The organism is Rhizobium sp. CB2179 (assembly GCF_057653455.1).
On sequence record NZ_CM172781.1, the window covers coordinates 1,075,829 to 1,097,645 of the forward strand.

The following is a 21,817-nucleotide window of genomic DNA, read 5'->3' on the forward strand; positions in this document are numbered from 1 at the left end:
CTCAAAGAGTGAAAAGAATGGTGAATTCTTGGGATACCGTCGGCCTGTGGAATATGATTGTTGAACATGAGAGAGTATCATTTATTCCAAGCTGTGCATGTCTGAATGGCCGCTGATGCCGGAGGAGCTCTCGGGTGTCGTTGCTCCGAACGCTGGCCGGCGAGCGGAGGTGGAGAAAAGCATAATGGCATTCACAGCGGAGCAATTGGTGGGGAACTCTTCCTTTCTGATGAGCATTCGCTTTTTGGCTGGGCAGATGCGCGGCATGTTCGATGCCGGTCCGCGGCTGGCGCGATTGCTCGCTTCCCATCAACGCTGGCTTCTGACCCAGACTGCCTATGCCCTCAATCTGGAATATGATCCGCGCGACCCGACATCGGGTTTCACCGCCGTGCGCCTGACCGGGCGCATTACCGCGCACAAGGTGGCGAGCCGCAACACCGTGCTCGCCTTCATCGAAGAACTCTATACCTACCGCTTCATAACCCACACGCCCGGCGACGAGCGGCGGCGGCCACGTCATTTCGAACCGGCCGACGTCAGCCATCAGGGAATGTTTGCCTGGCTTTTCTCCAATCTCGCCGCGCTCGACCTGCTCGACGGCGGTCAAAGGGCCGCCTTTCTCCAGGCAAATCCATCACTGATGCGGCTCATTCAGCCGCGCATTGCCCGCCATTGCATCGAAGATGCCGCCTGGCGCGAACCGCCGGAGCAGGTGGCGTTGTTCCTCTGGACGGAAGCCGGCGGCCTCGTCGTCGACAACTTCATCGGCCGGATGGATATGGAAAGCAGCGAGCCGGGGCGGCTGTCCGTCGGCCGTGTCGAAACCCGGGCTCTTGCTGCCGATTTCATGATGTCGCGCACGCACCTGCAGCGGCTGCTTGCAAAAGCGGCGCAACGCGGCTGCGTCGGCTGGTATGACGAGCCGCGCAAGACGCACCTTTGGATATCGCGGGATTTCGTCGAGGAATATTGCGCCTGGCAAGCCGTCAAGTTCGCCTATGTCGACGAAGCCTTCGAATGGGCGAAAGCCCAGATCGAGGAAATGGCCGTTTGATCAGAGAACGATCGCCGCTGTGCCTGCGCCATTGCGAGTTCCGGCATCGGCCGGCTTGACCGAGAGCTCGCGCTCATATTCCCGCGCGGCGCAGACCGCGACGCGGATGTGCTCGAAGGTTTCGATGTTGCGCAGAAGTGATATCAGGCTCGACATGTTGGGTACTCTTGACACGAAAGGGCAGGCGCAGGGTCTGCCGCTTAATATTGCTGGAAGTCCGAAAAAATGGCGTTCGGGCGCGCCGTACGGCTGTTGATGCCGGTGCCGCGGGCAATCATCTGTTCGTTCGTGGCAAAGCCGAAACGGCTGTAGCCTTGAGTAGAACGAACCTGGTCGCCGGCGAGGCGAAGGGTTTCAAACCCGCTATGGATAGGACGAAAACGTTTGTTCATGGCCTTGGTTCCTGTGATTCCTCCCAAGACACAGCTGATATTGCGATGCAGCATAGATTCCGCAATGCGTCACGACGGGATGCAGCCATGCGAAAAACGCATGGATTGATTCACAAATTACTCAACTTTGGCTAATTTCTAAGCAAAGAGAGGGACTTAAGCTTCGCTTGAAAGGCGAGCAGGTCGTTCCAGGCCAGCCGCTTGTTTACAGGTGCGGTTAACAGATCCTGCGGATGCAGGCTGGCTATGGCAGGAATGACACAGTCCGCAGCCGCAATCTCCTTCCAACGGCCGCGTAGGCCGTGAATCGTATCGTTTTCGCCGAAGAAGAAACGCGCCGAAAAATTGCCGAGCAGCAGGATCGCTTTCGGTTCGGCAAGCGCGATCTGCCGCTCGATGAAGGGTCGGCAGATGTCCATTTCCGCCGCCGAGGGCGCACGATTGCCAGGCGGCCGCCAGGGGATGACCTGCGTCAACAGAATGGTTGAGCGCGTCAGCCCGATCGCCGCCAGCATCTTGTCGAACAGCTGACCGGATTTTCCGGAGAAGGGCAAACCCTCGCGATCGTCTTCGGCGCTCGGCGCCGAGCCGATTACCATGATCCCGCTTTCGGCATCGCCGCTGGCAAAGATGGTCGAGCGGGCGCTGTGCTTGAGGTTGCAGCCGTTGAAGGTTTCGATCGCGGTCTTGAGCTCGACGAGCGATCGCGCAGTTTCGGCGACGAAGCGCGCCTGCTGCACCGCCTCGCCATCCGGGATTGCCGGTTGCGGACCGGACGCTGCGCGTTCGGCAGGTGCCGGGCGGGCTGCGGTGTTCGGGCGCGCCGGTGACTGAACTGGGGCAGGGCGTTCCCCAGCGGCGGGACGTTGCTGCTGCGCCTGTGCCGCCGGGCGGCGGGCGGCCTTCATTGCCTCGAATTCGGCGAAGCGGTCGATCGCCTCTTCCTCCAGCAGCCATTCCACGCCGGCATCGGCATGGAAATGCAGAAGCGCTGCGAGCTCGGCTGGGGAAAGGTCGTTGGCGGAGATCATGTGGGTAAGCTTAACGGAGTGACAGGGGCATTGAAAGGGCGGGCGGCAGATTGCCCGTCCTTGTCTGCCTCTATTGCACAGTCCATTGCGCGATGTCGGCGCGTTCGCCGATCAGCGCCAGGCCATGGGCGATCGACAGCAGTTCACCGCCGCTTTCGATCCGATCGCGCTCGAAGCGTTCGGTGAAGATGCGGCGCACCGCCGGCACGAAAGAGGTGCCGCCGGTCAAGAACACCTTGTCGATCTCCGACGGTTTCGTCTCGGTCTTGTCGAGCACGTCGTCGAGCGCGCCTTCGATGCGGGCAAGATCATCGGCGATCCAGCCTTCGAAGTCGCTGCGCTTGATGCTGCGATGTCCACCGCGGCCGAGCGGTGCGAAATCGAAAGGCGCCTCCTCGGATGCCGAGAGCGCCATCTTCGTCGCCGACACCGCCTGATAAAGCGGGTAGCCCTCGTCGTGGTCGATGAGGTCGATGAAGATTTCGAGCTTTTCCGGTTCCAGGCTGGTGCGCACCAGCTTCTTCAGATCCTCGAATTCGCGCGTCGTCTTGAAGATCGACAGCTGGTTCCAGCGGCCGAAGCTGGAATAGTAGTTGGACGGCACTTCCAGGATCTTGTCGAAGCTTTTGAAATGGCTGCCCTTGCCGATCAGCGGCGCGACGATGTTGTCGATCATCCTGTAGTCGAAATGGTCGCCGGCGACGCCAACGCCGGAATGGCCGATCGGCGTTGCCGTCAGCTTGCCGGCGACGGTCTCGAAACGGATCAGCGAATAGTCGGTCGTGCCGCCGCCGAAATCGGCGACCAGCACGGTGGCATCCCGCTTCAGGTTCTGCGCGAAATAGAAGGCGGCGGCGACCGGCTCGTAGACATAGTGGATTTCGGGAAAGCCGAAGCGCGACAGCGCCTCATTGTAGCGCTCGGTCGCCAGCGCCGGATCGGGGCTGGCGCCGGCAAAATGCACCGGCCGACCGGTGACGATGCGGCTGACATCCGAAGGCCAGTTGTCGCCGGCATAGTTGCGCAGCCGCCGAACGAAGACCTCCATCAGATCCTCGAAATTATGCCGCTTGGCAAAGATCAGCGTGCCCTGGAACAGCGCGCTCGCCGCAAAGGTCTTGATCGACTGCAGGAAGCGACATTCGCCGGGATTGTCGATGAATTGGCGGATCGCCGCATGGCCGGCTTCCACCTTCAGCGCCGATGCGCCGAGCTGGGCATCCTTCATGAAGGAAAGCGCCGTGCGCATGCTGTCGGCCGTACCCTCCGTGCTCGTGAACGCCATCGAGCGCGTCGCCCCGCCATCCGCCGTGGCGAGAACCGTATTCGTCGTGCCGAAGTCGAAACCCAGCGCCTGAGCCATGCCCGCACCTCTTCATGCCGATTGTTATTGGAGACGGAGCATCGCTCCGCGAAAGGGCGTAAGCACGCCCCGAAATCAGGAGGGCGGGTGATGCCACAGGGGCGTGACACATTCAAGAGGATTGAAGGCGCATATGTCGAGCAGGCATCCTTCTCCTCCCGCCAGGGAGAAGAAGGATGCCGCAGGGCAGATCAGCCATGAAGGTTCAACAGTCCGCCGTTATTCGGCGGCCATCGCCCTTGCCTCGTGCAGCTCCGGCTCCTCGACCTTCTTGTGGCCGATCAGGCGGCCGAGGAAATTGCCGAAGCGGTCCATCTCGACGAAGATGACCGGGGTGATGAAGAGCGTCAGCATCTGCGAGACGATCAGGCCGCCGACGACGGCGATGCCGAGCGGTTGACGCAGTTCCGAGCTTGCGCCGGTGCCGAGCGCGATCGGCAGGGCGCCAAGCAGGGCACAGAAGGTCGTCATCATGATCGGCCGGAAGCGTCGCACGCAGGCTTCGTGGATCGCCGCCGTCGCCTTCTCGCCCGTCGTGCGCATGGTCTCCACCGCCACGTCGATCATCATGATCGCATTCTTCTTGACAATGCCGATCAGCATCAAGAGGCCGATCAGGGCGATGATCGACAGGTCGAAGCCCATGATCTTCAATGCCAGCAGCGCACCGAATGCCGCGGCCGGAAGGCCGGACAGGATGGTGAGCGGGTGGATGAAGCTTTCATAGAGCACGCCGAGCACGACATAAATGGTCAGCACCGCCGCCAGGATCAGATAGGGCGTATTGCCCTGCGATTGCTCGAAGATTTGCGCCGTACCGCCGTAGGATGTGAAGACGTCTGCCGGCACGCTGATGTCCTTCTTGATCTGGTCGATCGCTGCCGTGGCGTCGCTGAGCGAGACGCCTTCCGGCAGGTTGAAGGAAACGGTGGTCGAGACCAGCTGGCCCGTCTGGTTGATGGTGACCGGGCCTGTGGTGCGTTGGACATGCGCGAAGTTCGAAAGCGGCACCAGGCTGCCATTGGCCGAGGCGACACGGATCTCCGAGAGCTTCTGGTCGTCCCAGGGTTTGCTGGTGTCGTATTCGACGATGACGTCGTAGCTGTCGCCGGTCGACTGGATTTCCGCAGCGGAATATCCGCTGAAGGATTCCTGCAGCGTCGTGCGCAGCGTGTCGTTGTCGATCCCGTAGGCGGCTGCCCGCTCGGTATCGATGACGATATTGGCCTGCAGGGCGTTGTTCTGGGCGTCCGAGGTCACGTCGGTGAACAGCCGGTCCTTGCGCATCGCCGCCTGGATCTTGCCGGCCCAGAGGTTGGTCTGGTCGACGTTCAGCGCCTGCACGACCAGCTGATACTGGCTGGCGGTCTGGCGGCCGCCGAAGCGCAGGCTCTGGTTCGGCGTCACGAAGGCCTGCAAGCCGGGGATCTTGTTGATCGCCGTGCGCAGTTCGCGCAGCGTCTGGTCAAGCGGCGCACGCTGCTTCTTGTCCTTGAGTTCGACGAACATCGAGCCATTGTTCTGCGGCTTGTTGGGGTTGCCGCCGATCGTCGACATCACATGGTTGACCGCCGGGTTCGCTTTCACGACGGCGGCCGCCTGCTGCTGCAGCGCCGACATCGCGGAATAGGAAATGTCCTGCCGGGCCTGCGTGCTGATCGTCAGGCGGCCGATATCCTCCTGTGGGAAGAAGCTCGTTGGCAGCGTCATGAAGAAATAGATTGTCAGCGCGACCGAGGCGAGGAAAACGCCGAGGATCGTTGGGCGGTGGCGAAGGCACCAGCCGACAGCCCTGTCGTAGCCGCGCAGCGTCCGTTCGAAGCCGGCATCGAAGATGCGGATGATGAGCGGCGGGCGGCTCTGGTGGTTCGACAGGCGCGAGGCGAGCATCGGCGTCACGGTTAGCGAGACGATTGCCGAGGAGATGATGGCGATGGCGACCACCATGCCGAATTCGTTGAACACGCGGCCGACAACACCGCCCATCAGCAGGATCGGGATGAAGACCGCGATCAGCGAAACCGACATGGAAATGATGGTGTAGCTGACTTCGCCCGCACCCTTGATCGCCGCTTCCCGCACCGGCATGCCTTCCTCGACATGTCGCAGGATGTTCTCGAGCATGACGATGGCGTCATCCACCACGAGCCCCACCGCGAGCGTTAGCCCGAGCAGCGAGATGTTGTCGATACTATAGCCGAGCACATACATCATGCCGAAGGTCGAGATTAGCGACAGAGGAACGGCAAGGCCGGGAATGATCGTTGCGGTCGCATGGCCGGTAAAGAGGTAGATGACGAGAACGACGAGGCCGATCGTCAGGAGCAGCGTGAACTTCACATCGGAGATGGCATCGCGAATCGGCTTTGCGGCGTCGTTCATGACGACCGTGTTGACCGAGGGTGGGATTTCGGCGTGAAGCTGCGGCAGCTTGGCGTTGATCGCATCGACGACATCGACGGTGTTGGCGTCCGGCTGGCGCTGGATGGCGAGGATGATGCCACGCTGGCCGTCATACCAGCTGCCGGTATACTGGTTCTCGACGCTGTCCTGCACGTCGGCAATATCGCCGAGGTGGATCGGCGCACCGTTCGGATTGGCAATGACCAGCGAACGGAACTGCTCGGCGCTGGTGCTCTGCGTGTTCGCCGTGATGGTCATGCTCTGCGAATTGTTCTGCAGTGTTCCCACGGGCTGCTGGCTGTTGGCGGCAGCAAGCGCCTTGTTGACGGTGTCGATGCCGATGCCGCGGGTCAGCAGTTTGTTGGGATCGACCTCGACGCGGACGGCATAGGTCTGTGCACCGTAGACGCTGACCTGGGCGACGCCGGGAAGTGTGGAAAGCGACGGCGAGATGATGTTCTCGGCGATGTCGTCAAGCTTGCTGCGCGGCATGGTGTTGCTCTGCACCGAGAGCAGCATGACGGGCGCATCGGCCGGGTTTGTCTTGCGATAACTCGGCGGCGTCGTCAGATTGTCGGGCAGTTGCCGGGTGGCATGCGAGATCGCCGCCTGCACGTCGGCTGCAGCCGCATCGATATTACGACTGAGGTCGAACTGCAGCACGATGCTGGTGCTGCCGAGCGAGCTGGAGGCGCTGATTTCGGTGATCCCGGGAATGGTCTCGAACTGCTTGATCAGCGGTGTCGAAACCGAGGTTGCCATCGTCTGCGGCGAGGCGCCACTCAACTGCGCCGAAACGTTGATCGTGGGAAAATCGACCTGCGGCAGGGCCGCGACCGGCACGAGCTGATAACCGGCAAGACCGGCCAGAATGACGCCGATGGCAAGCAGCGTCGTCGCGACGGGGCGCTGGATACAAAAATTCGGGATCATTGCTGAGCTCCCACCGCGATCGTCTCGGACGGCTGCTGTTGCCGAGGCTCTTCGGCGGAGGCGACATCAAGCGCCTTTTCGTCGAATTGCTCGTTGATCGCCTGCTGGTCGCTGAGCTGGCCCTGGCCCTCGACGACGACGTGATCGCCTGCCTGAAGGCCCGATTCTATGGCGGTGAAGCCGCCATTTGCACGGGCAACGGTGACGGCCGTCAGATGCGATTTGCCGTCCTTGGCGACGAAGGCGAAGAATCCCTCCGGACCGGGGCTGACGGCAACCGTCGGCACCACCACCTGCTGTTCGTCATTGTTGAAATGCACGACGATGTTGACTGACTGGCCGGGCCAGAGCGCACCGGAGGCATTCTCGAATTTCGCCTTGGCGAGGATCGTGCCCGAGGCCGTATCGACCGTGTTGTCGTAGAAGCTGATTTCGCCCTTTCGCACTTGCCCCTTGGTGGAATTGGGGGCGGTGCTGACCTCGACCGGACCGGCTGCCAAGGCACTCTTCAGCTCCCGCAGATAGCGTTCCTGCAGGTGGAATTTCACATAGATCGGATCGTATTTCGCGATGGTGACGATTGCCGCCCCGGCACTGAGGAAAGCCCCCTTGCTGACAACGATATCGCCGAGCCGGCCGTCGAAGGGAGCGCGGATATCGGTGTGCTCGAGCAAGATCTGATCGGAGGCCAGCGACGCCTTGTCGGCGTCAACAGTGGCTGCAGCGGTATCGCGGGCGGCGACTGCCTGGTCGAGGCTCTGCTGGGTGCCGGCCTTCTGGTTGAAGAGATCCTGCGCACGCGTCAATGCGGTCGCGGCTTCCGAAAGGGTTGCCGCGTCGCGCACGATCATCGCATTGTCCTTGTCGACCGTCGCCTTGGCCGTCCGATCGTCCAGCTTGGCGATCAGGTCGCCGGCTTTGACGGTCGCCCCGTCCTGCGCATCGATGCTGACGATCAGGCCCTGTTCCTGTGCGGCAATGGTCGTATTGTCATCGGCATCGGCCCAGCCGGTCGCCGTCACGTCCATCGGCAGTGTCGTTTTCACGGCTGCGACTGTTTTAACGACGGTCGGGCCGCCGCCACCGCGTCTGCGCCCGCCGCCCTGATGTTGCCCACCATCCTGCCCCTGATCGGCCTGTGCCTGCTGCCCGCCGCCATTACCGCCGGCCGGCTGCTTGATGAACTGCGAGAGGTAGGGAATGCGGGAGGCATTAGGGACCAGATTCCCGAATTGCCAGACGCCGACGGCGGCAATTGCGATAACGCTGACGGTGATCCAAAATTTCTTCATGGGCGATACCGGACTTTGGGCAAGGTTGCGGGGGCAAGGTTGCGAATTTTATGCCCCGATTGAGCCACTTATATTGCGGCGCAAAAAAGACATAATTCCCGGCGGGTAATCACTAAGTGGTTATAATGGCTTAAATTTTTGTAATGAATATTCCGTAATATTCAAACTATACTAATATAGAGCCAGTGTAGCCGGTGCCGTCTGACGGCGGCGGCGAGGGTGGTTCGCGGGGCGACGATTTCGGCCCGTAAGCCGACCGTCGCCCGGGAGGAAAAACTAGAGAAGGCAGGTCGTCATGACTGAGTTGGACGCCAGCGAATTTCGCTCTCTCATAACAAGTGTGTTTCCTGAGCTCACGGCCTCCGTCTTCAAGCTGGCGGCAAAAGGCTGGGATTCGCTTGCCGTCGACGTCGATGACACGCTGATCTTCAAGTTTCCCCGCAATCTCGGCGCAGAAAGAGCGCTTCAGAAGGAAGCCGCCTTGCTCGAGATCGTTCGGCCGTCGCTGTCGATGGCGGTTCCCGACATGCGCATTCACGACGGGCCGCCGATCTTCTCCAGCCATGCCAAGCTCGACGGCGAACATCTCATTGTCGAAGATTACGATGCGCTTGGCGAAAGCGATCGTCAGCACCTCGCGGAAGATCTCGCGCGTTTTTACGCCGAGCTGCATGTGCTCGATGCCGATCGCATGCGGTCGGCCGGTGCCGGGGCGATCCAGCCATGGCAATCGCCCGAGACGGTGCGAACAAAGGCTTTGGCGCTGCTGCCGCCTGACATCCGGAGCTTTGCGCAGGTGATCATTTTCGATTTCGAAGCCTTGCCGCCCGATCCCTATGGCAACATCTACGGCGTCTTCGACGGTCATGGTTGGAACATGGCCTTCGACCACGCGCAAAGGCGGCTGAACGGCATTTATGATTTCGCCGATTCAGGTTTTGGCCCGTTGCACCAGGAATTCATCTACTCGAATTTCATCTCGCCCGATCTGACCGCCCGCATCGTATCGGCCTATGAAATGCTGACCGGACGCAGGCTCGACCGGCGGCGCATTGCGATCCTGACCGGCTTCCATCGTCTGTCCGAGCTCGCCGAACTTGCGGACGATCCGGCGAACGTCGAACAGATGATCCGAAGTGTGGCGACATGGGCGGCGTCGGCCCGCGTCGGCTGAGAGGGAATGCTCAGACGGACCGCGCCGCGCCGCCGTCGCAGCGGATGAGCGAGCCGGTGATATAGCTTGCCGGCTGGCTGCACAGGAAGGCCGCGGTTGCGGCAAATTCCTCCACCCTACCGTAGCGGCCGACCGGAATGCGCGCTTCCTTGTCGGTACGGATCTCCTCGAGGCTCTTGCCGGTCCGCTTTGCCGCCGCCCCGTCGAGATCGTCGAGCCGCGCCGTCAGGATGCTGCCCGGCAGGAGCAGGTTGGTGGTGACGCCGAAGCCCGCCACTTCCGAGGCAAGTGTCTTGCTCCAGCCGGCAAGGGCCGGGCGCAACGTATTCGACAGCGCCAGGTTGGCGATCGGTTCGATCACGCCGGATGAGGCAACCGTCAGGATGCGGCCCCAGCCCTGCGCCTTCATGCCGGGCAGCAGCGCATTGGTGAGCGTGATCACGCGCGCGACCATGGAGAGGAAATAGATTTCGAGCTTTTCTCCCGTCATGTCCTCGGTCGTGCCGGGTGTCGGCCCGCCGGTATTGTTGACCAGGATATCGAGCCCGCCGAACTTTTCCTTTACCGCCGTCGTCACCATCTCGACGAAGCGTTCGTCCCCGAGATCGGCCCAGATCCAGTCGGCCCGGCCTTTGCCTTCGCCATTGATCGCCTTGCAATTGGCCTCCAGCTGGTCGCCGCTGCGCCCGCAGAGCAGCACGTTTGCGCCCTCACGCGCCAGCGCCACGGCGATGCCGAGGCCGAGGCCGCGCGAGGAGGCGAGGACGAGTGCCCGTTTGCCCTTGATGCCGAGATCCATGATTGTTCTCCGATAGCTTTGAGCGATGTATAAGGCGCAAGCGGCGGAAAAGGAAAGGGCATGTCAGCGGTTTGATGGCACTTGAAAATTGACGTTGACGTAAACGATATGTAATTCTGCCGCGCGAGGCGTTATCATTGTGCGAATTGGAAGATTGGCTGTCGTATCCCGGCTCGACAATGCTTTCTCGTTTTGACAAGAAAGTGCCATGACGGGGATGACGGCCGCGTGCCGCCAAGCGGAGACGAGTGAATGACCGAGACGACTGAGCTGCCCGAACGCGAGAGCATGGAATTCGACGTTGTGATCGTGGGCGCCGGTCCTGCCGGTCTTGCGGCGGCGATCCGGCTGAAGCAGGTCAATCCGGAACTCTCGGTCGTCGTGCTGGAGAAGGGCGCTGAAGTCGGCGCGCATATCCTCTCGGGCGCCGTGGTCGATCCGATCGGCATCGACCGGCTGCTGCCCGGCTGGCGCGATGAGGCCGATCATCCGTTCAAGACCAAGGTCACCGCCGACCACTTCCTGCTGCTCGGCCCGGCCGGCTCCGTTCGCCTGCCGAATGTGCTGATGCCGCCGCTGATGAACAATCACGGCAACTACATCGTCTCGCTTGGGCTCGTCTGTCGCTGGCTGGCGACCAAGGCCGAAGAACTCGGCGTCGAGATCTATCCCGGTTTTGCTGCAACCGAAGTACTCTACAATGACGAGGGTGCCGTCATCGGTGTTGCGACGGGCGATATGGGCATCGAGAAGAACGGCGAGCCCGGGCCGAACTATACCCGCGGCATGGAACTGCTCGGCAAATATGTGCTGATCGGCGAGGGCGTGCGCGGCTCGCTCGCCAAGCAGCTGATTGCCAAGTTCGATCTGCAGAAAGACCGTGAACCGCAAAAGTTCGGCATCGGCATCAAGGAGCTCTGGCAGGTCAAGCCGGAGAACCACAGGCCGGGCCTGGTGCAGCACTCCTTCGGCTGGCCGCTCGGCATGAAGACCGGCGGCGGCTCCTTCCTCTATCACCTGGAAGACAATCTGGTGGCCGTCGGCTTCGTCGTCCACCTCAATTACAAGAACCCCTATCTCTATCCCTTCGAGGAATTCCAGCGCTTCAAGACCCATCCGGCGATCCGCACCACCTTCGAGGGCGGCAAGCGCCTGTCCTATGGGGCGCGTGCCATCACCGAGGGCGGCTACCAGTCGGTGCCGAAGCTTTCCTTCCCCGGCGGGGCGCTGATCGGCTGTTCGGCCGGTCTCGTCAACGTGCCGCGCATCAAGGGCAGCCACAATGCGGTGCTGTCGGGCATGCTGGCGGCCGAGAAGATCGCCGCGGCGATTGTATCAGGCCGCAGCCATGACGAAGTGACCGAGATCGAGAACGAATGGCGCAAGGGCGACATCGGCCGCGATTTGAAGCGCGTCCGCAACGTCAAGCCGCTGTGGTCGAAGTTCGGCACCGCGCTTGGTGTGGCGCTCGGCGGCTTCGACATGTGGACCAACACGCTGTTCGGCTTTTCCGTCTTCGGCACGCTGAAGCATGGCAAGACCGATGCCCAATCGCTTGAGCCGGCCTCGCAGCACAAGCCGATCGTCTATCCGAAGCCCGATGGCGTCTTGACCTTCGACCGGCTGTCCTCGGTGTTCCTGTCGAACACCAATCACGAGGAAGACCAGCCGGTGCATCTGCAGGTCAAGGACATGAACCTGCAGAAGTCGTCCGAGCATGACATCTATGCCGGCCCGTCGACGCGTTACTGTCCCGCCGGCGTTTATGAATGGGTGGAAAAGGACGGCAAGGATGTCTTCGTCATCAACGCCCAGAACTGCGTGCACTGCAAGACCTGCGACATCAAGGACCCCAACCAGAACATCAACTGGGTACCGCCGCAGGGCGGCGAGGGGCCCGTCTATCCGAATATGTGAGGCGGATTATCCCCACCGCGACAATTCTTGCGTGCTGACGCCTTCGTGATCGCCTTCTGCCGGAGGCTGTTAGCCGTTCGTTAACCATAATTTCCTTAGCTTGCGACATCAAGTTGACGCACTAAGGACACATTCATGACGATCTCCCGCCGGGGCTTTCTGATCGCTCTGCCGCTTTTCGTGGCCGGCTGCTCTTCGACCGGTCTAAACAGCCAGACGAATTATGCCGCACTTCCGGACGAAAAATTCCCGTTGAAGCAGGTGCCGATCGACAAGATCAAGCCGGAGCTCCGCCGCCAGGAAGTGGCCTACGAAACCACGCATGCTGCCGGCACCGTGATCGTCGATACACCTGCGCGCCGCGCCTATTACGTCCTCGGCGGCGGCAGGGCAGTACGTTATGGCGTTGGTGTCGGCCGCGAGGGGCTGGCCTTTGCCGGCAACGCCTATATCGGCCGCAAGGCCGAATGGCCGAGCTGGACACCCACCGAAAACATGCAGCGCCGCGAAGAGCGCTATCGCAAGCTCGCCGGCGGCATGCCGGGCGGCCCGAACAACCCGCTCGGCGCGCGGGCGATGTATCTTTACCGCGGCGGCGGCGACACGCATTTCCGCATTCATGGCACCAACCAGCCGCAATCGATTGGTCTCGCCATGTCGAGCGGCTGTGTCCGTATGATGAACCACGATGTGATCGACCTCTATAGCCGCGTCGAAGTCGGCGCCAGGGTCGTCGTTATCCAGGCCTGAAGTGCCCGTTCGACACTCGGTAAGGACGCCGTCTCCATTGAAAAAGCCGCCGCAGCGAAGGCTGCAGGCGGCTTTCCATTTGCTGTTGGGGCTGGATTTCAGCGGCGTGGCGTGGCGATACCTGTTGACAGCGCCACGCCGATGCCGGTGATCACGGCGGCGCTGATTTCCGTCATGCCGATTGCTTCGCCAAGCAGCAAGCCGCCGCCAAGCGTCGCGAGAACCGGCGTCAGCGCCGTGAAGGCGGCAGCCTGTGTTCCGCCGAGTGTTCTGACGGCGGTGCCGTAGGCGACCATGGCGACGAGGCCGGAAAGAACGCCCTGGCTTAGCACCTGCAGGCCGATCTCCGGGAGAGTAGCCTCTGGCAGCGAGATGCCGAAGACGAGGGCAAGCGCGCCCATGATCAGGAAGGACCAGACGGCGATCAGGGCGCTTGCCTGTACGGCGGTCAGACCGGAGCGGCGGAAGGCATGCGTATAGCTTGCCCAGAGAATGGCGCCGGCCGGCAGCAGCACGAAGCTCGTCCATGGCAGCGAGGCGTCTGCAAGGCTGCGCGTGAGCAGGATCAGCACGCCGGCAACGATTGCGATAAGCCCGGCGATGCGTGTGCCGTCAGGTCTTTCGCGAAACAGCGCAATCCCGATCAGCGCCGCGGCGAGCGGCATCGAGCCGCCGAGCAGAATCCCTGAAGAAGCCGCCGGCGTGGAATGGATTGCCAGCGTGGTCAGCAGGAAGAAGACGGCGCCCGAACCGGACACCATGATCGCCAGCAGGTGAAGCGGCAGGCCCTTCGGCAGCAGTCCCGTCTTCAGCCAGACAGGCGAAAGCACCAGCGCCGGAATTCCGAAGCGGATCAGCCCGATATCGATCGAGCCGAGCGGCGTTGCGGCGCTGTGGCGGGTGACAAGAAACCATGCCGCCCAGATCAGCACGGTAATGGTGCCGCCGGCATAACCCAGTACCTGCGATGGCGACTTGTCGTTCGTGAAAGCAATGGTGGTCATCGTCCTGTCCTTTCTTTCATCCGGAGCCTGTCCGGTTGAAGAGAAGACTAGCGCCAGAGGCCAGGGCATGTCCTTGCTATCTCTAGCTCAAAAATCATGCTATGCGCAATCTTCTGCCAATTGACGCCAACAGGGATCGCGAAAATGCCAAATCTCGATAAATTCGATATCGCCATCCTGAAATGCCTGCAGGAGGATGCACGGGCTACCAATGTCGAGATCGCCGAGAAGGTGAGCCTTTCGCCGTCGCCCTGCCTGCGCCGCATCCGCAATCTCGAACGGTCCGGGATCATCCGCGGTTACACGGCAGATATCGACCGCAAGGAGGTCGGTCTCGGCCTCACCGTCTTCGTCGAATTCAAGGTCGTCCAGCACAGTCGCGAAAATTCCGAGGCGCAGCAGAAGGCGCTGCTCGCCATCCCTGAGATCGTCTCCTGCTTCCTGATTTCAGGCACGGCCGATTTCCTCGCCGAAGTGGTGGTGGAGGATCTCGCCGCCTACGAACGGCTTCTGACCGAAACGCTGTTGACCCTGCCGAATGTCAGCGACATCCGCTCGAACTTCGCCATCCGCAGCATGAAGACGCATGGGCCGTTGAAGTTGCCCGAGGGAAAATAATTTCCCTCGGGCATTATTGCGGGCTAGAGCAGCGTCCCGCTGAGGATGAGCAGCGCCACCGAGAAGTAGATGACAAGCCCGGTGACATCGACCAGCGTGGCGACGAAGGGGGCTGACGCGCTGGCCGGATCGAGCCGCAGCTTCTGCAGCACGAAAGGCAGCATCGAGCCGCAGATCGAACCGAAGGTGACGATCCCGATCAAGGCGGCAAACACCGTGACGGCAACCATCTGCCAGTGCGGGCCGTAATCGTAGAGCCCGGCCGATTGCCAGAAGACGATGCGGATGAAGCCGACGAGGCCGAGGATCGCGCCGAGCACGATGCCGGTCGGCAGTTCGCGCAAAAGCACCTTCCACCAGTCCGAAAGCTTCAACTCGCCGAGCGCCAGCGCCCGGATGATCAGCGATGTCGCCTGCGACCCGGAATTGCCGCCCGAGCTCATGATCAGCGGGATGAACAGCGTCAGCACCACGGCCTTTTCCAGCTCGCCTTCGAAATGCTGCATGGCGCTTGCCGTAAGCATCTCACCGAGGAAGAGCGCAGCGAGCCAGCCGGCGCGCTTGCGGATCATGCCGGCGAAGCTGATCTTCATGTAGGGCTGGCCGAGCGCCTCCATGCCGCCGAACCTCTGAGCCGCTTCCGTCGTGTCCGATATCATCGTGTCGATCACGTCGTCGACAGTGACGATGCCGAGAATCTGCCCCTGTTCGTCGGTGACGGGCAGGGCGAGCAGGTCGTGCTTGCGGATCAGCCTGGCGACATCCTCCTGCTTCATCAGCGGATCGGCCGAAACCGGCGCACCCTTCTGTGCCACTGAAAGGATTGAAGCCTCCGGCTCGCCGGTGATGAGGCGGCGCAGCGTCACCACATGCAGTAGCGCATGGCTGACCTCGTCCAGCACATAGATGGCGTAGACGGTCTCGCGCGAGCGTTCGACCTGACGCACATGGTCGAGCGTGCGGGCGACGGTCCAGCTATCAGGCACGCTGACGAACTCCGTCGTCATGATGCCGCCGGCCGTGCGCGGCGGATAGCCCATCAGGTGCTGGATCGCGATGCGCACCGGTTCGTCGAGGCTGGAGAAAAGCCGGGCGCGGGTCTCGCCGTCGAGTTCGAGCAGCACGTCGGCGACGCGGTCGTTGGACATGCCGTGCAACAGCCGTGCGGCATCCTCGGGGCTGATCAGCGCAAGGATCTGTGCAGCGTTGCGAAGCTCCGGCCGGTCGAGAATGTTGACCGCATAGTCGAGCGGCATGCCGGTCAGCACCCGCCCGGCATCCTGGACGCTGAGTACGTTCAACGATTCGACACGTTCGGCGATCGTTGCGCCGCGGCTGTTGTTGATGAAGACACGGGCGGCATGGCCTGCCCGAAGAGGGAAGCGATTGATATTCATTTGAGGCTCGCCTTTCCGTCGATCCGCCGTAGCGTCCGATCGGGCGAGCCGACAGGAGTCGGTCAGCGCACGAGGGTCGCGTACGGCAAAGGCAATCGACTGCTACTGTCGCTTGGCATCGTTATGATGGCTCCGTTGAAATCCGTGGTCGACGAGTGTCATCCACGTGAATGCTAGGTGGTCCCGGACGCAGAAAAAGTCAAGCGGGATAAATGCTTAACGCCAGAATGCCGCACCCCACGATGCGGCATTCCAGGCGGGTATGGTTTGGATGATCTTGGGGGTCCCCGAATACCGGCCTGCCGGCTGTGACCTCAGAATCCTGCAAGCACCGCCTTGCCCTTCATCCTGCCGCTTTCGACCATGGCATGCGCCGTCTTTAGGTTTGCCGCATTGATCGGCCCGACGATCTCCGAAAGCGTGGTGCGGATCTTTCCGCCGTCGATGAGCTCGGAAATCTTGTTCAGCAGCTTGTGCTGCTCGATCATGTCAGGCGTGCCGTAGAGCGGGCGGGTGAACATCAGCTCCCAATGAACGGAGACGGCCTTGCGCTTGAAGGGCACGATGTCGAGCGTTTTCGGATCGTCGATCAATGCGAAGCGGCCTTGCGGCGCAATCGCTTCGACGATGTCGCCGATATGGCTGTCGGTGTTGGTGGTCGAGAATATGAATCCCGGCGCGCCGATGCCGAGCGCTGCCACCTGCGGCGCGATCGGTTTGGAATGGTCGACGACGTGATGCGCGCCGAGTTCCTTCACCCAGTCCTGCGTTTCCGGCCGCGAGGCCGTAGCGATCACCGTCAGGTCGGTCAATGCCCGGGCGATCTGAATGGCGATCGAGCCGACGCCGCCAGCGCCGCCGATGATCAGGATGGATCGTGCCGCTCCTGAAACTGCGTCCTGCACCTTCAGCCGGTCGAACAGCGCCTCGTAGGCCGTAATCGAGGTCAGCGGCAGGGCCGCCGCGGCCGCGAAGTCGAGGCTCTTCGGTTTGGTGCCGACGATGCGCTCGTCGACGAGATGGAATTCGGCATTGCTGCCCGGGCGGCTGATGACGCCGGAGTAGAACACCTCGTCGCCGGGCTTGAACAGGGTGACATCGGCGCCGATGGCCTTGACGATGCCGGCGGCATCCCAGCCGAGCACCTTGAACTCGTCTGCGGGCGGTGCGGAATGGGCGCGCACCTTGACGTCGACGGGATTGACCGAAACGGCTTTGATCTCGACGAGCAGATCGTGACCCTTGGCCTCCGGCATCGGCAGATCGACATCGATCAGCGAGGTTTCGGAGGAGATCGGTTGGGGCTTTTTATAGGCGACGGCGCGCATGGGAAACTCCTGTGTTCGTTGCACGGAAGCTAGATGCGCACTATGATCTGACAACGCAAGAATGCACAAATTCTGTACGTAGTACCCAAAAGGATACTGTAAAATGTCGTTGCCGCGCGCCAAGCTCGTCAAGAATTTCCCCGGCTGCCCGGTCGAAGCGACGCTGACTTACCTCGACGGGAAGTGGAAGGGCGTGATCCTGTTTCATCTGATGGAGGGAACCCTGCGCTTCAACGAATTGCGTCGTAAGCTGCCGGCCGTGACCCAGCGCATGCTGACCAAGCAGCTGCGTGAACTGGAAGAGTCCGGCCTTGTCTCACGCACCGTCTATCCGGTCGTGCCGCCGAGGGTCGAATATGCAATGACGCCGCTCGGCCGGACGCTAAAGCCCGTCATCCAGGCGTTGGCCGCCTGGGGTGACGATTATGTCTTCTGCAGCCCGGAAGGCCGCGAGCTGCGCTTGGCCTCAGACGGCCTGCGTGCTCCGGTCGCGGCGCTCGAGGCGTAGCGAGGCTGCAAAGACGAAGAGGCCGAGGAAGGACAGTGCCGCGCCGACATAACCGGTCGCCGCAAAACCGTAGCCCCCGGCGATGACGAGACCGCCGAGCCAAGCGCCGATCGCATTGGCGATGTTGAAGGCGGAATGGTTGGAAGCGGCCGCAAGCGTCTGCGCGTCGGCGGCGACATCCATCAGCCGCGTCTGCAGCGCCGGTCCGGCGGCAAAACCGCAGCCGACGAGAAAGACGGAGAGACCGAGCATATAGGGATTGGCGGCGGTCAGCGAGAAGATGGTCAGCACGACGATATTATAGATGAGCGACCCGCCGATCGTGCCGAGCAGCGATTTGTCGGCGAGCCAAGAGCCGATGAAATTGCCCGCATTCATGCCGACGCCGAAGAGGACCAGCATGATCGGAACGGCCGTCTCCGGCAGCATCGCCACCTCAGTCGTCGTCGAGGCGATATAGCTGAACATCGCGAACATGCCGCCGTAACCGACAGCGGCAATGCCGAGCGTCAGCCACACCTGCGGCCGGCGGAAGGCGCCGAGTTCGCGCAGGAAACCCGCTTCCGCGGAAACCCTGTCCTTCGGAACGTAGAACCAGATCAGTGCCACCGTCAGCAGGCCGAGCACGCCGACCGAGAAAAACGCCACCTGCCAGTCGAGCGACTGGCCGAAGAAGGTCGTCAACGGCGTGCCGAGAAGTGTCGCGACGGTCAGGCCGAGCATGACGCGGCCAACGGCACGGGCGCGGCGATGCACCGGCACCATCGAGGCGGCGACAAGGGCCGCGACGCCGAAATAGGCGCCGTGCGGCAGGCCGCTGACGAAGCGCAGCAGCGTGAAGCTTTCGAAGGTCGGCGCCATGGCGCTCGATATATTGCCAGCGGCAAAGATCAGCATCAGCGTCAAAAGCAGCGTGCGGCGCGCCATCTTCGCGGCGAGCACGGCAATAACAGGTGCGCCGACGACGACGCCGAGCGCATAGGCGCTGATGACGTAGCCGGCTTGTGGCGTCGTGACCGAGAAGGTCTCGGCGACATTGGGCAGCAATCCCATGATCGCGAATTCGCCGGTGCCGATGCCGAAGCCGCCGCAGGCGAGCGCCAGCTGGACCAGCGCCACGGTCATTGCCGACGGCAGCTCTTCATCCCGGCTATCGATGGAAATATTGGCGGCAATCTCACTCACGAGAGCTCCTCGAGGCGGTTTCTGCTTGGCAATGGCCCCTGGCGCAGGCGCAGCCGCAAGCCGATCGGTGGAAATGGCGGGAGGTGGAGACGATGTCTCCGATAGACCATCTATCCGTGAGCTCTCGGCTGCCGTCGAGTGCATTTTTTGCAGTGCAGCGTCCTGCTATGTGCATACGTCTATTGCAATTTTTGCACTTCTGTCCTTTGTCAGGAAAGAAGGCTGCGCTTGAAATCGGCGATACCGCAACCATCTCAGGGCAAGGCAGGAGCATTTCCGCGCCAGAGACGGGAGCTCTTATGAAGCTTGTAGGCTTTTTCAATCGCGACGGCGGGACCTTCAAGACCACCGACATGCTGGCCTATGAAAAAAGGGCGGAGGCGGCTTTCCGCGAAGCGGGGCACGATTTTGACGCCATCGTCTTCTCAGGAAAGGAAATCGTTCCCGCCATGGAGCGGGCTGCCAAGCGCGACGATATCGACGGTATCGTTGCCGGCGGTGGTGACGGCACGATTTCGGCGGCGGCATCGATTGCCTGGAAAAACGGCATTGCGCTCGGCGTCGTGCCGGCCGGCACGATGAACCTCTTTGCCCGCTCGCTGCGTGTGCCGCTCGATATCTGGCAGGCGCTCGATGTGCTTGCCTCTGGCGAGGTCGACAATGTCGATATCGCCAGCGCCAACGGCCGGCCCTTCATCCACCAGTTTTCCGCCGGCCTGCATGCCCGCATGGTGCGTTACCGCAACGCCTACAGCTATCGTTCCCGGCTGGGCAAGATCCGGGCGAGTACGAAGGCTGCCTTGGGCGTCATCTTCAACCCGCCGGAATTCGAGGTCGAGTTCGAGGCGATCGGCATGCGCGAGCGCCGCAGGGTGTCGGCGATATCAGTCTCCAACAATCCCTTCGGCGAGAACGCGCTGCTTTACGCCGATTATTTGAGAAGCGGCGAACTCGGCTTTTACACGGCAAATCCGCTGAAGCCGCTTGGTGTCGCCCGCCTCGCCATCGACATGCTGCGCGGCAAGGTCCGCGAGAATGCCGATGTCATGGTGATGCACCCGGCCGAAGTGCACCTGCATTTCCCGAAACTGCGCTCCAAGGCCAATTGCGTCATGGACGGCGAGTTGTTGCCGCTCGAACGCGACGTCTCGATCCGGCTGCATCCGGGCGAATTGAAGGTTCTCGTCAAGCAGGGGCTTGCCGCTCAAGTGAATGCGGACGAACGCCGCGAGCCCGCTGCGTAAGTCGGCCCGCTGCGTAAATCGGCGGCCGCGTAATTTCAGAGCCGCGGCAGATAAGTGCGGTAGTCGAAATCCGAAACGGTGCGCAGATGCGCAAGCGCTTCTTTGCGCTTGGTGTCGCCATAGAGCGCCTGATAGCGCGCGCCGAAGATATCGGCGATGAACGGCGAGGTGCGGAAAGTCTCGACGGCGCTGAGGAAATCATGCGTCAGTCGCGTCGTATTCGCAGGTATGCGCGAGGGAGTCGTCTCCTCACCGGGGTCCAGTTCGCCGTCGAGACCGGTGAGCATGCCGCCGAGGATCGCTGCCAGCAGCAGATAGGGATTGGCGTCGGCGCCGGCGACGCGGTGCTCGATGCGTGCTGCCGGCCCATCCTTGTCGGGGATGCGGATCGCCGTGCCGCGATGGCCGCTGCCCCAGGTCAGATCGACAGGCGCAAACGAGCCCGGCTGGAAGCGGCGGTAGGAATTGGCGAAGGGGGCGAAGATCAGCTGCGCCTCGCGCATGGTGTTAAGCAGGCCTGCTGTCACCGATTTGAGCAGCTTCGGTTCGCCGCCCTTGGCATCGAGGATGTTGCGGCCTTGCCCGTCGATAATGCTCGCATGCACATGCAGGCCGGAGCCGGCATGTTCGGAATAGGGCTTGGCCATGCAGGTCGATTTCAGCCCGTGGCGGCGCGCCGCCTGTTCGGCGATGCGCTTGAGATAGAGGCAATCGTCGGCGGCTGCCAGCGCATCCGGGCGGTGCAGCAGGTTGACCTCGAACTGTCCCGGACCGAATTCCGCCGTCGTCGCATCCGCCGGCAGGTCCTGCGCTCTCGCATAGGCCCTCAGCGTCTGCAAATAGCCGTCGAGCGCGTCGACGGCGCTCATATCGTAGAGCTGGAAACCGTTCGGTTGGCCGCAATAGGTGAGGCTTTCGGGCGGGGAGGGGCGTCCGGTTTCGCGCCAGTCTCCCGACATCACATAGAATTCCAGCTCGGTGGCGACGACGGGCGTCAGTCCGCGTGCCGAATAGCGCTCGACCACCGAAGCGAGGATGGCGCGTGGATCCATGAAGCTCGGGCTGCCGTCGAATTCGTGCATGGTGGCGAGCACCTGCATCGAGCCCTCGGGCGCCCAGGGCATCGGCGCCAGGCTGCGCCGGTCGGGGATGACCTTGCCGTCGGGATCGCCGATCGTCAGCGACAGGCCGGTGATATCGTCATTGTCGTCGCCCCAGATGTCGAGCGATTGCGTCGAGGTCGGCAGGCGGATGTCACCGGCCCAGACCTTGTCTTCGGTACCAGGTGGAAGCTGCTTGCCACGCAGGTCGCCATTCATGCCGACGATCAGGATCTCGAAGCGCGGATCGCCGCCGTCGGCCTTGCCGTCCATCCTGTCGCTCGCCATGACCTTGAAAATCCTCCGGGACAAGGCCAAGCTC

Annotated in this window: 19 protein-coding genes; 7 read left to right on the forward strand and 12 right to left on the reverse strand. The window is 62.0% G+C overall.

Features of this window, described 5'->3' with window-relative positions; translation table 11 throughout:
• The first annotated feature begins 184 nt into the window (after positions 1 to 184).
• On the forward strand, positions 185 to 1,057 hold the full coding sequence (locus AC244Q_RS05420; RefSeq protein WP_012756726.1) for a hypothetical protein: 873 nt from the start codon (positions 185 to 187) through the stop codon (positions 1,055 to 1,057).
• Here AC244Q_RS05420 and AC244Q_RS05425 read toward each other — a convergent pair whose 3' ends face one another.
• From AC244Q_RS05425 to AC244Q_RS05450, 6 genes are all read right to left on the reverse strand, one after another.
• A complete protein-coding gene (locus tag AC244Q_RS05425; RefSeq protein WP_164902339.1) occupies positions 1,058 to 1,213 on the reverse strand; it encodes a hypothetical protein in 156 nt (51 codons plus the stop codon).
• Between the two features lie 44 nt (positions 1,214 to 1,257).
• Positions 1,258 to 1,449 (reverse strand): hypothetical protein, encoded by a 192-nt coding sequence (locus AC244Q_RS05430; protein ID WP_003546802.1) that lies wholly within the window; start codon positions 1,447 to 1,449, stop codon positions 1,258 to 1,260.
• Between the two features lie 131 nt (positions 1,450 to 1,580).
• Positions 1,581 to 2,480, reverse strand: a complete 900-nt coding sequence (locus AC244Q_RS05435) for a uracil-DNA glycosylase (RefSeq protein ID WP_113547116.1) — start codon at positions 2,478 to 2,480, stop codon at positions 1,581 to 1,583.
• 70 nt (positions 2,481 to 2,550) lie between these two features.
• Positions 2,551 to 3,843 carry an Hsp70 family protein gene (locus AC244Q_RS05440; RefSeq protein ID WP_113547117.1) on the reverse strand — a complete coding sequence of 431 codons (1,293 nt, stop codon included), beginning with the start codon at positions 3,841 to 3,843 and terminating at the stop codon, positions 2,551 to 2,553.
• Positions 3,844 to 4,062: 219 nt separating this feature from the next.
• Positions 4,063 to 7,179 (reverse strand): efflux RND transporter permease subunit, encoded by a 3,117-nt coding sequence (locus AC244Q_RS05445; RefSeq protein ID WP_012756730.1) that lies wholly within the window; start codon positions 7,177 to 7,179, stop codon positions 4,063 to 4,065.
• Positions 7,176 to 8,471: an efflux RND transporter periplasmic adaptor subunit gene (locus AC244Q_RS05450; protein WP_012756731.1), complete on the reverse strand. Its 1,296-nt coding sequence runs from the start codon at positions 8,469 to 8,471 to the stop codon at positions 7,176 to 7,178. Before AC244Q_RS05450 ends, AC244Q_RS05445 begins: the two co-directional genes overlap by 4 nt.
• Before the next feature lie 295 nt (positions 8,472 to 8,766).
• Between AC244Q_RS05450 and AC244Q_RS05455 the strand changes: the two genes are divergently transcribed.
• A complete protein-coding gene (locus tag AC244Q_RS05455) occupies positions 8,767 to 9,645 on the forward strand; it encodes a phosphotransferase family protein (RefSeq protein ID WP_128407170.1) in 879 nt (292 codons plus the stop codon).
• 10 nt (positions 9,646 to 9,655) lie between these two features.
• On the opposite strand, the gene AC244Q_RS05460 is transcribed toward AC244Q_RS05455, so the two are convergent.
• On the reverse strand, positions 9,656 to 10,444 hold the full coding sequence (locus tag AC244Q_RS05460; RefSeq protein ID WP_003557979.1) for an SDR family oxidoreductase: 789 nt from the start codon (positions 10,442 to 10,444) through the stop codon (positions 9,656 to 9,658).
• A 252-nt stretch (positions 10,445 to 10,696) separates the two neighbouring features.
• Between AC244Q_RS05460 and AC244Q_RS05465 the strand changes: the two genes are divergently transcribed.
• Both AC244Q_RS05465 and AC244Q_RS05470 read left to right on the forward strand, forming a co-directional pair.
• Complete coding sequence (locus tag AC244Q_RS05465) at positions 10,697 to 12,361, forward strand: electron transfer flavoprotein-ubiquinone oxidoreductase (protein WP_113547118.1); 1,665 nt, start codon at positions 10,697 to 10,699, stop codon at positions 12,359 to 12,361.
• Positions 12,362 to 12,496: 135 nt separating this feature from the next.
• On the forward strand, positions 12,497 to 13,111 hold the full coding sequence (locus AC244Q_RS05470; protein WP_012756735.1) for a L,D-transpeptidase: 615 nt from the start codon (positions 12,497 to 12,499) through the stop codon (positions 13,109 to 13,111).
• A gap of 98 nt (positions 13,112 to 13,209) precedes the next feature.
• On the opposite strand, the gene AC244Q_RS05475 is transcribed toward AC244Q_RS05470, so the two are convergent.
• Complete coding sequence (locus tag AC244Q_RS05475) at positions 13,210 to 14,115, reverse strand: DMT family transporter (protein WP_113547119.1); 906 nt, start codon at positions 14,113 to 14,115, stop codon at positions 13,210 to 13,212.
• Between the two features lie 96 nt (positions 14,116 to 14,211).
• On the opposite strand from AC244Q_RS05475, the gene AC244Q_RS05480 reads away from it, so the two are divergent.
• Entirely contained in the window at positions 14,212 to 14,733 is a 522-nt protein-coding gene (locus AC244Q_RS05480; protein ID WP_206641100.1) for an Lrp/AsnC family transcriptional regulator, read from the forward strand.
• 23 nt (positions 14,734 to 14,756) lie between these two features.
• Here AC244Q_RS05480 and mgtE read toward each other — a convergent pair whose 3' ends face one another.
• Positions 14,757 to 16,130, reverse strand: a complete 1,374-nt coding sequence (mgtE, locus tag AC244Q_RS05485) for a magnesium transporter (RefSeq protein ID WP_113547121.1) — start codon at positions 16,128 to 16,130, stop codon at positions 14,757 to 14,759.
• A 314-nt stretch (positions 16,131 to 16,444) separates the two neighbouring features.
• Entirely contained in the window at positions 16,445 to 17,458 is a 1,014-nt protein-coding gene (locus AC244Q_RS05490) for a zinc-binding alcohol dehydrogenase family protein (protein WP_113547122.1), read from the reverse strand.
• Between the two features lie 103 nt (positions 17,459 to 17,561).
• Here AC244Q_RS05490 and AC244Q_RS05495 point away from each other — a divergent pair, with 103 nt between their 5' ends.
• Complete coding sequence (locus AC244Q_RS05495; protein WP_113547123.1) at positions 17,562 to 17,966, forward strand: winged helix-turn-helix transcriptional regulator; 405 nt, start codon at positions 17,562 to 17,564, stop codon at positions 17,964 to 17,966.
• Here the strand turns inward: AC244Q_RS05495 and AC244Q_RS05500 are convergent.
• A complete protein-coding gene (locus tag AC244Q_RS05500; RefSeq protein ID WP_113547124.1) occupies positions 17,925 to 19,151 on the reverse strand; it encodes an MFS transporter in 1,227 nt (408 codons plus the stop codon). The two genes, AC244Q_RS05495 and AC244Q_RS05500, sit on opposite strands and share 42 nt — an antisense overlap.
• 299 nt (positions 19,152 to 19,450) lie before the next feature.
• Here AC244Q_RS05500 and AC244Q_RS05505 point away from each other — a divergent pair, with 299 nt between their 5' ends.
• Entirely contained in the window at positions 19,451 to 20,395 is a 945-nt protein-coding gene (locus tag AC244Q_RS05505) for a diacylglycerol/lipid kinase family protein (protein WP_128407171.1), read from the forward strand.
• 35 nt (positions 20,396 to 20,430) lie between these two features.
• On the opposite strand, the gene AC244Q_RS05510 is transcribed toward AC244Q_RS05505, so the two are convergent.
• On the reverse strand, positions 20,431 to 21,783 hold the full coding sequence (locus AC244Q_RS05510) for a glutamine synthetase family protein (RefSeq protein WP_113547125.1): 1,353 nt from the start codon (positions 21,781 to 21,783) through the stop codon (positions 20,431 to 20,433).
• Between the last annotated feature and the right edge of the window lie 34 nt (positions 21,784 to 21,817).

What these genes read in the sequence shown, in the direction of transcription:
- AC244Q_RS05420 (WP_012756726.1), top strand. Translation starts at nt 185, where the DNA reads ATGGCATTCACAGCGGAGCAATTGGTGGGGAACTCTTCCTTTCTGATG.
- AC244Q_RS05425 (WP_164902339.1), bottom strand. Translation starts at nt 1,213, where the DNA reads ATGTCGAGCCTGATATCACTTCTGCGCAACATCGAAACCTTCGAGCAC.
- AC244Q_RS05430 (WP_003546802.1), bottom strand. Translation starts at nt 1,449, where the DNA reads ATGAACAAACGTTTTCGTCCTATCCATAGCGGGTTTGAAACCCTTCGC.
- AC244Q_RS05435 (WP_113547116.1), bottom strand. Translation starts at nt 2,480, where the DNA reads ATGATCTCCGCCAACGACCTTTCCCCAGCCGAGCTCGCAGCGCTTCTG.
- AC244Q_RS05440 (WP_113547117.1), bottom strand. Translation starts at nt 3,843, where the DNA reads ATGGCTCAGGCGCTGGGTTTCGACTTCGGCACGACGAATACGGTTCTC.
- AC244Q_RS05445 (WP_012756730.1), bottom strand. Translation starts at nt 7,179, where the DNA reads ATGATCCCGAATTTTTGTATCCAGCGCCCCGTCGCGACGACGCTGCTT.
- AC244Q_RS05450 (WP_012756731.1), bottom strand. Translation starts at nt 8,471, where the DNA reads ATGAAGAAATTTTGGATCACCGTCAGCGTTATCGCAATTGCCGCCGTC.
- AC244Q_RS05455 (WP_128407170.1), top strand. Translation starts at nt 8,767, where the DNA reads ATGACTGAGTTGGACGCCAGCGAATTTCGCTCTCTCATAACAAGTGTG.
- AC244Q_RS05460 (WP_003557979.1), bottom strand. Translation starts at nt 10,444, where the DNA reads ATGGATCTCGGCATCAAGGGCAAACGGGCACTCGTCCTCGCCTCCTCG.
- AC244Q_RS05465 (WP_113547118.1), top strand. Translation starts at nt 10,697, where the DNA reads ATGACCGAGACGACTGAGCTGCCCGAACGCGAGAGCATGGAATTCGAC.
- AC244Q_RS05470 (WP_012756735.1), top strand. Translation starts at nt 12,497, where the DNA reads ATGACGATCTCCCGCCGGGGCTTTCTGATCGCTCTGCCGCTTTTCGTG.
- AC244Q_RS05475 (WP_113547119.1), bottom strand. Translation starts at nt 14,115, where the DNA reads ATGACCACCATTGCTTTCACGAACGACAAGTCGCCATCGCAGGTACTG.
- AC244Q_RS05480 (WP_206641100.1), top strand. Translation starts at nt 14,212, where the DNA reads ATGCTATGCGCAATCTTCTGCCAATTGACGCCAACAGGGATCGCGAAA.
- mgtE (WP_113547121.1), bottom strand. Translation starts at nt 16,130, where the DNA reads ATGAATATCAATCGCTTCCCTCTTCGGGCAGGCCATGCCGCCCGTGTC.
- AC244Q_RS05490 (WP_113547122.1), bottom strand. Translation starts at nt 17,458, where the DNA reads ATGCGCGCCGTCGCCTATAAAAAGCCCCAACCGATCTCCTCCGAAACC.
- AC244Q_RS05495 (WP_113547123.1), top strand. Translation starts at nt 17,562, where the DNA reads ATGTCGTTGCCGCGCGCCAAGCTCGTCAAGAATTTCCCCGGCTGCCCG.
- AC244Q_RS05505 (WP_128407171.1), top strand. Translation starts at nt 19,451, where the DNA reads ATGAAGCTTGTAGGCTTTTTCAATCGCGACGGCGGGACCTTCAAGACC.
- AC244Q_RS05510 (WP_113547125.1), bottom strand. Translation starts at nt 21,783, where the DNA reads ATGGCGAGCGACAGGATGGACGGCAAGGCCGACGGCGGCGATCCGCGC.